Origin of the sequence: Desulfurella sp., from assembly GCF_023256235.1 — a bacterium.
GTDB lineage: Bacteria > Campylobacterota_A > Desulfurellia > Desulfurellales > Desulfurellaceae > Desulfurella.
Genome location: NZ_JAGDWY010000036.1, coordinates 1 through 8,868, shown reverse-complemented (window position 1 = coordinate 8,868; position 8,868 = coordinate 1). Strand labels below are relative to the sequence as shown.

Annotated in this window: 8 protein-coding genes; all 8 read right to left on the bottom strand. The window is 31.5% G+C overall.

Annotated features, from left to right (window positions below):
• Positions 1-31 precede the first annotated feature (31 nt).
• The 8 genes from glyA to Q0C22_RS03630 all read right to left on the bottom strand — a co-directional run bounded on the left by glyA (position 32) and on the right by Q0C22_RS03630 (position 8,861).
• A complete protein-coding gene (gene glyA, locus Q0C22_RS03665) occupies positions 32-1,276 on the bottom strand; it encodes a serine hydroxymethyltransferase (protein ID WP_291490770.1) in 1,245 nt (414 codons plus the stop codon).
• Positions 1,273-1,707 carry a ribose 5-phosphate isomerase B gene (rpiB, locus tag Q0C22_RS03660; RefSeq protein ID WP_291490752.1) on the bottom strand — a complete coding sequence of 145 codons (435 nt, stop codon included), beginning with the start codon at positions 1,705-1,707 and terminating at the stop codon, positions 1,273-1,275. The genes glyA and rpiB overlap by 4 nt, the downstream gene beginning before the upstream one ends.
• Before the next feature lie 2 nt (positions 1,708-1,709).
• Positions 1,710-2,966, bottom strand: a complete 1,257-nt coding sequence (locus Q0C22_RS03655; protein ID WP_291490750.1) for a cation diffusion facilitator family transporter — start codon at positions 2,964-2,966, stop codon at positions 1,710-1,712.
• 2 nt (positions 2,967-2,968) lie between these two features.
• On the bottom strand, positions 2,969-3,892 hold the full coding sequence (locus Q0C22_RS03650) for a radical SAM protein (RefSeq protein ID WP_291490748.1): 924 nt from the start codon (positions 3,890-3,892) through the stop codon (positions 2,969-2,971).
• Between the two features lie 2 nt (positions 3,893-3,894).
• Positions 3,895-4,656 carry a hypothetical protein gene (locus Q0C22_RS03645; protein WP_291490746.1) on the bottom strand — a complete coding sequence of 254 codons (762 nt, stop codon included), beginning with the start codon at positions 4,654-4,656 and terminating at the stop codon, positions 3,895-3,897.
• Positions 4,653-5,303: an endonuclease III gene (nth, locus tag Q0C22_RS03640; RefSeq protein WP_291490744.1), complete on the bottom strand. Its 651-nt coding sequence runs from the start codon at positions 5,301-5,303 to the stop codon at positions 4,653-4,655. The genes Q0C22_RS03645 and nth overlap by 4 nt, the downstream gene beginning before the upstream one ends.
• Positions 5,284-7,203, bottom strand: a complete 1,920-nt coding sequence (locus tag Q0C22_RS03635; RefSeq protein ID WP_291490742.1) for a peptidylprolyl isomerase — start codon at positions 7,201-7,203, stop codon at positions 5,284-5,286. The genes nth and Q0C22_RS03635 overlap by 20 nt, the downstream gene beginning before the upstream one ends.
• 98 nt (positions 7,204-7,301) lie before the next feature.
• Complete coding sequence (locus Q0C22_RS03630) at positions 7,302-8,861, bottom strand: DHA2 family efflux MFS transporter permease subunit (RefSeq protein WP_291490740.1); 1,560 nt, start codon at positions 8,859-8,861, stop codon at positions 7,302-7,304.
• Positions 8,862-8,868 lie beyond the last annotated feature (7 nt).

Sequence of the window (8,868 nt, the reverse complement as noted above, 5' to 3'; positions counted from 1 at the left end):
CTTATATGTATTAAAAAGCTAAAAAGCAAAATTAATAGTGCAAAGGAAATTCTTCGCAGAGTTTTTTCACCTCTTGTCTAATATTATTATAAACTTTTTCATTGCCAATATTATTCAATGTATCAGTGATTAGCTGGCCTATGATTTCAATCTGCTGTTCTTTCATACCTCGTGTGGTAAGTGCTGGAGTTCCAATCCTTATACCACTTGCAATAAAAGGACTTTTTGTTTCGCCAGGAATTGTATTTTTATTTACGGTTATACCTACCTGACCTAACGCTTCTTCGGCCTCTTTACCTGTAACGTTTTTATTTGTAAGATCAACCAGTATCATGTGATTATCCGTACCGCCCGATACGAGCTTAAAGCCGTTTTCTATCAAAACTTGCGCAAGTTTTTTAGCGTTTCTTACGATTTGCTTTTGATACTCAACAAACTCTGGGCTTAACGCCTCTTTAAAGCAAACTGCTTTTGCTGCTATGACATGCATTAGCGGTCCACCTTGAATACCAGGGAAAATTGTTTTATCAATGGCTTTGCCAAAAAACTCTTTAGACATTATCATACCACCCCTTGGACCCCTTAGAGTTTTGTGCGTTGTTGTGGTAACAAATTCACAATAAGGAATTGGACTTTGATGTAAACCAGCCACAACAAGACCTGCGATATGGGCAATATCTGCTAAAACATAAGCTTCTACTCTATCTGCAATTTCCCTGAATTTCTTAAAGTCAATTTCCCTTGGATAAGCACTGGCGCCACACACAATGAGTTTTGGTTTGAACTCATCAACTATTTGAGCTACTTCATCATAATCAATTCTACCAGTTTCAGGATTTACTCCATATCCAAATGTAAGGTACAATTTTCCAGAAAAATTTACCCTTGAGCCGTGCGTAAGATGCCCACCATTGCTTAAATCCATGCCAAGCACCCTATCACCTGGCTGGAGAGCTGCCATATAGATTGCCATGTTAGCCTGAGATCCAGAATGTGGTTGGACATTTACATACTCTGCACCAAATAATTTTTTTGCCCTATCAATTGCAAGTTGTTCTGCAATATCAACAAATTCACATCCACCGTAATAACGTTTTGCTGGATACCCTTCAGCATATTTATTTGTTAAAACTGAACCCTGTGCCTCCAAAACTGCCCTTGAAACAAAATTTTCGCTTGCAATCATTTCAAGAGAAAAATTTTGTCTTTGTTTTTCCTTTTCTATAGCCTCAAAAAGTTCAATGTCAGCGTCTTTTAATGAGTCTTTTAGATTCATTCTTCACCTTCCGTATCAATTTTATTTACACGCCTTTGATGCCTTCCGCCTTCAAAAGACGTGTTTAAAAAAATATACACCATTTGTTTTGCTATCTCAAGACCTGTAGTCCTTCCTCCAAAAGCTAAAATATTTGCATTGTTATGTTTGCGTGCAAATTCTGCTGTATAAGCATCATGACACAATGCACATCTTATACCCACAAAACGATTTGCACTAATACTCATACCAATACCTGTTCCACAGATAAGAATACCTAGATTATCACTATCTTGAACCTTTTTTGCAACTTTTTTTGCAAAATCGGGATAATCTACTGAATCTTCATTAAATGTGCCCACATCTTCTACAAGGTAATTTAAACCAGCTAAATATTCTTTAATAGCTTCTTTCATAGCAAAACCCGCATGATCGCTCCCGATAATAATCATACCTATGTTTCCTCCCCTGTTTGCTTAACATATATTTTATTTGAAATGTTTTTTAATAATTCTTCCAGATTGTCAATTTGTACATTTTCAACTACATAAAATTTTTTATTATGCGTTTTAAAAACAAAATATGGACCAGTATTTTCAATATGCTTTGTGGTTACAATAATATCCACACCTTCTTTTACTAAATATAAAGCAATCTGAATACCTTTTTTTTCTTTTAACTCTAAAAAATCATTTGGTTTTTGCTGTTTATTTAAAATTTTTTTTCTTGATAAATCATAATCTATAATCAAAAAAGAATTGCTGTTGCTGAAATCTTCTGATATCTGTTCGTTTTTTGTTTGAGGTATACATATTTTTACAATCTTTTTTTCAATTGGTTCATAGTGGACTATAACATTATCAACATTTGGAAATTTTTCATAAATGCGCTGTTCTATCTGGCTTGATAATTTATGTGCTTCCTCAAAACTTGCAATATCAAGCTTAACAATAATTTCTAAAAGCATAAAACGTCCGCTTTTTCGACCTTTAATGGAAGTTATCTCATTGACATGTTCAAATTGTGAAATTTCCTGTTTTATAGCTTCTATTGTCTTTTTATCAACATTTATATCAAGCAAAGCAAGCGTGGAATTTTTTAACAATTCAAAACCAGAATGCAATATCATAACTACAATTACAATAGCTACATACTTATCTATATTCAAACCGAAAATTGAAAAAATTATGCTACAAATTATTATAAAAATTGAAAATAAATCACTTTTAATATGTTCGGCATCTGAAACCAAACCACTTGATGAGTATTGTGTACCTATTTTTTTTTCATATTTACTGTATAAATACATTAAAATAACTATAAAAAATAGTACAATTGCAACGATTATTTGATTTAAAACACTTGTGTGGACTGGCTCGCGTTTTTCAAATAGACTATAGCCTATCTCAAACGCAGTCAATATAATAAGTAGAGAAACAAAACTCGATGCTATATTCTCTAATTTATACAAGCCAAATGGAAATTTTTCACTTTTTATATAAGAAAAAAACATCGCACTAAACACAATAACGCTGGAGAGCACATCAAGACTAGAGTGAAGTGCGTCAGCCTGTAAAGCAACATTTCCAATCCATTTACCTAGAACATATTTAATGATTGTTAGTGCTAAATTTATAAAAGTTGAAGCTATAAGTAATTTATTTATTACTTTTTTTGATTCTTTTTTATAGTCTGCACTCGCTTGATTCACTATTACTTCCTTGCGCTTATAAATTCTTTATTACCAAATGTTTTTTTAAATGCTTTTTTTTCATTAATTAACCTTGTAACTATATTATCAACATCTTCATTTTTAGCATCAAATACGTCTGAAAGCTCTTCTATTGAGCATGGCCTTATGCTTATCATTTTTATTATAGATTTTTCCAAAAATTCATCAAAGTTTACATTTTTATCTGCAAAAGGTTTTATAAGCTCAACATTGTAGTCTTTCAAAGCCATATAAATACTCATCAACTCATCGTTTGATAGTTTTTGTACACCATTGAACGCTGGAGGTCTTTCAATTGTACCTATTTGTACTTTTTTTGGCTTAATATACTCAATAGCTTTAATTAGCGCTTCAATATCCTGTTTCTTGTCATTTATACCTTTTGCGAAAACAATTTCAAGCCACACTTCCCCGCTAAATTCTTGTGTAAACAATTTTAAACCTTCTATAATATTTTTTAAGTTAAGTTCTTTATGTGGTTGATTGATACGTTTAAAAGTGGATTCTATGGCTGCATCCAAACTTGGTATTACAACATCAGCTTCATAAAGCTCTCGTCTTACCTCTTGATCATAAAGCAAACTACCATTTGTCAAAACAGCAATTTTTGCTTTATTAAAGCTTTTTACAAACTTTATAAGCTCCCCTAAATCTTTGTTTAAAGTAGGCTCACCACTACCAGAAAAGGTTATAAAATCAAATTTTCCTACTTTATCCACATGCTCAACAAAATCTTTTTTTATATCTTCAATATTGTAAAACGATTGCCTTTTGTTTGTCAAATTAGTGGTTTTTCCTACCTCACAATATACACAATTATAATTGCAGGTTTTGTGAGGTATTATATTTATCCCAAGGCTTAAGCCTAACCTTCTTGATGGCACCGGTCCAAATAAAAACTCCAATTTTAACCCCCTATTAAAGTAACAAGTTCTAAAGGTATTTCTTCAAAATATACATTATATGTATCTAAATCTTTTTTTGTAACCTCTGATTTTGGCATTTGTAAAATTTTATAGTAATTTTTTAGCTTTTCTGGTAAATATTTGTATTTGTTTGCTATTACATAAAAAGGCTTTTTAAAGTATCTTGCAAGCAAACATAAACAAAAGGTTTGCGATTTATTTACAAAAAAATCATCAAACAAAGCATCTGCACCACTTAAAAATACATCGCACATTTTGGCACCAAATAAGTAATTATTATCTTCAAATACCACAACATTCTTACCGATTTTTTTCAAATCTAAAGCAAAAGCTTCACCTTCTTTTTTGGGATGACCTATACCAATATAAACAGTTTTGCACAAAGATTTTGTAATGCTTAAAAAAACTTCTTTTGAGTAGGAAATTGTACATACAGATTTTCCATCTAAAAATTTTGAGGCTTTTAGTGTAGATTCCTGTATAAAATCAAGTAAATCTTGTTTTAAAAAAATTATCTTTTGGACTTCATCTTTTTTTAACAAATCTATTATTTTAAAACACACATTTATAACAAGAGACATTGAAGGCTGCTTTTTTATTATCTCATTCAATAATACAATTAGTTTTTTGTGTTCATTTAAGTTTGCGAGCGCAAAACTTGCTTCAATAATATCTAATGCTATATCAAGCGAGCCTCTTTTTTTATCTTTAGCACAATTTTTAAGCGTTTCAATGTAACTCATCTTGAGCTTTTAACGCCAATTTTAGGACATATAAAACTTAACTTGCACTTTGAGCAAAATGGCGATATTGGCGTGCATATATTTTGACCAAAAGGCACAAGCAAATCGTTATACTCAATCCAGTACTTTTTTGGCAATACTTTCATAAGTTCAAATTCTGTTTGAATTGGTGTTTTTGTTTTTACAATCCCCAACCTATTAGAAATCCTATGAACATGAATATCCACACAAATTGCAGGGATATTAAAACCCTTTGATAAAACAAGATTTGCCGTTTTTCTTCCTACATTTGGCAAACCCAGCAAATCTTCAAGACTATCTGGCACTTTAGAGTCGTATTTTTCTACCAGAATTTTACATACTTCAAGTATGTTTTTTGCTTTAACATTGTAAAAACCTACCGGATAAATGAGTTTTGCAATTTGCTCTTGCGTTAATTTAAGCATCTCATTTGGCGTTTTTGCTACACTTAATAGTCTTTGAGTAGCTTCTTTTGTTGTTTTATCTTTTGTGCGCAAACTCAGTATAGTAGATATCAAAACAAAAAAAGGGTTACCCTCTCTTGCAACCTCTGTAACAATAGGCTCTTGCAAGGAAGGGTAAATTTCTCTAAGTGTCTCAACAATTTTATTGATTGGAGCTTTCATTTACGATTTGGGGATTTATTACAATTTTTGTATTGGCTTTTAGAGTCTTTAATAAATTTTCAAGCGCTTTGCCAACTTCTTCGTCTTTCATTTGGGCTTTAAGCTGATTTTTATATTGCTCATAAAGATTCATATCGGCTTTTTTGTCGGCAATCTGGTAAATATAATTATCCGAATTTGCGCTGCAGCTACCTACAAAACCTTTATTTTGCTTGAAAATAAAATCGATATTTTCTGCATTATTAAAACAGGCAAAATTAGGGTCCGGATTCATTTTTGAAAACATTGGAGTTGTTTGAATTTTTAAATTATACTCAGACGCTATCTTCTCTAAATTAAGTGGTTTTTCAGTTAAAGCTTTTAAAAATGCATCTTTTGCTAGCTCTTTAGCTTTATATTTAATGTAAGCTTTTATAACTTTGTCTTTTACTTTATCAAAATCAGGCAAGTATGGGTTTTTCTTTTCTGTAGTTTCATAAATTATGTAAGCAGTATTATTGTTTACTTTAACTTCATCGGGACCGAGTAATGTATTTGTTGTAGACTCATAAGCTTTCTGAAGAATATTTTGAGGTAATACATTAGAATCTATTGCTACCAACCCTGTCTGGTGTACTTTTAAACCTTCTTGTTTACAAATTTTATCAAAATCTGCAGGATTTTTAATCATTAATGCAATTCTTTTGCTTTCTCTGAATAAGTTATCCTGCGCTTTTTGCATTTGCAATACTTGTTTTATATATGGTTTTGCTTCATCAAAGCTAATTGTTTTTGAAGGTTTCGTATCCATAACATAAACTATTTCATAGCCAAGTTGCGTTTTGAAAGGTTTGGAAATTTCACCTTTTTTTAAACTAAAAGCTACTTTTGCAAATTCACTATCTGGTTTAAACATACTTTGATATAACCAGCCAAGTACACCTCCTTTTGGTTTTGAGTAGGGATCATCTGAATATTTTTGTGCCATTTGTTCAAAATCATCTGGAGTTAATTTTTTATAAATTTCTTCTGCCTTGGCTTGTGCTGCTTTTAAATCTTCTTTCGAATTTCCATTTGGCTTAATTAAAATATGAGCAATTTTATACAGTGGTGGTGTCTGAAAACTTTGCTGATGTGTATCGTAAAAACTCTTCATTTCCTGGTCCGTTACCTTTTCTTTTGGTGCAAGATAAGCTATATCTATAGCAGCGTATTTTATATCTACTTTAGCCGGTTCTGTAAACTCCTGCTTGTTTTTATTATAATAATTTTTTAAGTCAGTATCATTATAGGTTACTTTTTGTGCAAAAGCATTTGCATCAAAATCCACATAAGATAACTGTATATTTGAAAAATTGTCTATAAAATATTTCTTTGCCATTTGATCAGTAATATTGATTTTTTTTGCCATCGAATCTTTTAGTTTTTCTATATATAAATCATTTTTTATAGATTCCTCAAATTCGGCAGGCTTTAAATGATTTTCCCTTAAAACAAGCAAATATTTATCTTTGGAAAATTTTCCATTTTCTGCAAATACAGGATTTTTTTCTATGCTTTTTTGTATATCTTCTTTCGTTACTTTTATACCTTCCCTTTTCGCTTCTTGCAATAATAATGCTCTATCGATTAATAAATCAGCTGTTTTTTGTTTCAAATGGAGATTTTTGATATCTTGCTCTGTAACATTACCACCTTTCATCTGGGCAAGCAAATTAGAGTAAAAACTATAAAGTTGATTATATGTGTTTAAATACTCCTGCGTGGATATTTTTGTAGAACCTACTTTAATTGCAACATCCTCACCCATTTTAAATGGGCCTGCTACATAAAGATATGCACCACCAGCAATAAAACTTAGCGTAGCAAGAACAAGCACTACAAAAAAATATTTTTTGTGCTTTCTAAAAAAACCTAACATTCATCTTCCTCCAAAAAAATTTACTGCTATTATATACCAATAAAAAAATTTATCAAACTATTTTGACATTTACATTGTTAAAGATTCAAATTTATTTTCTACATCTCAAAGTTAACCGGAGTATTAGCTTTATTTTTTACACGTTTAATAAATGGTAAAAATACTATAAATATCAAAGACATCCACATCATTACATGAAATGCGTCCTGGTATGACATTATCAAACTTTGCGCATTGAGCGTATTGTTTGCCAAAGCAATAGCTTTGTGGTATGAGTCTGCAAAAGAAAATCCCCTATCCACAAGGTAAAGTCTCATCTTTTCAAATAGATTATTGAAAATTGGATTAGCATTATTTATGTGCGATACCAATGCATCTCTATGAAATTCCCATCTTCTTTGCACAAATGTATCAATCATAAACGATATTCCAAAGCTTCCGCCTATATTTCTTGTAAAGTTAATAACGCTGCTTGCTTCATTCATATCTTCCTTTTTTAAAAAATTAAATGCAAGCACATTTATAGGTATAAAAATCAAAGGCAAGCCAAAGCCTATTATAACTCTCCCTAGTGTTATAAAGTACGGCGATGCGCTCAGGTTTATCTGCTCCATTAGATAAAGCGCATAAAACACAACCAGACTACCTATAAAAATAGCTATCTTTTGATTAATTTTAGTAGAAAACCGTCCAAGAATAACAATTACAACCAGGCTTGCAATACCACCTGGCATCATTATAAGGCCTGCAGTATAGGCATCATACTTTAACAGTGTTTGTACTAAATTTGGCAGTAAAGCTACTGTGGTAAAAAACAAAAAACCCAGAAAAAACATTGCAATTGCACTAAATGCATAATTTTTATCTTTTAGCAGATACATTCTAATAAGCGGTGTTTTTGAAAAGTAATTTTTAATTAAAAACATTGATATAAAAAAGAAACTCATCAATCCAAGCACTACAATAAAATTAGAATTAAACCAATCATACTCCTGGCCTCTATCTAACATTGTTTGCAGTGAACCAATGCCAAGTACTAAAAAACTTAAGGCAGTATAGTCTATTTTTAATTCTTTCTTAGCTTTAGCATAATCCGGATCAAATATGAACAAAATTATCATTATGGTAGCTAAAATACCAAATGGAACATTAATTAAAAACATCCAGCGCCAATCGTAATTATTTACAATATAGCCTCCAAGCAAAGGTCCCAAAATTGGTGCAAATACAACACCTATAGAAAAGATACTCATTGCTTGCGTACGTTTTTCAATAGGAAAACTCTCCATAAGTATTGCCTGAGATAATGGCTGAAGCGTACCACCACTAAAACCTTGAAGCGCCCTAAATATTAGCAAAAGGTCTAGATTTGGAGCAATACCGCATAAAAATGAAGATACAGTAAAAGTAATAACATTAAAAAGAAAAAATTTTTTTCTACCAAACTTTTGAGCAAAAAAGCCCGTAACGGGAAGAATTATAGCATTGGCTGCGATATATACAGTCAGTGTCCAGGCTGCATCATCCGGTGTAACAGATAGTGGTCCTGCAATATACGGTAAAGCTACACTAACAATGGATGTATCCATAAGAACCATAAAGGTTGGTATCATCACCGTAAGTGCTATCACATATGGGTTTACTTTCTGTTGTGCCATCTATAGC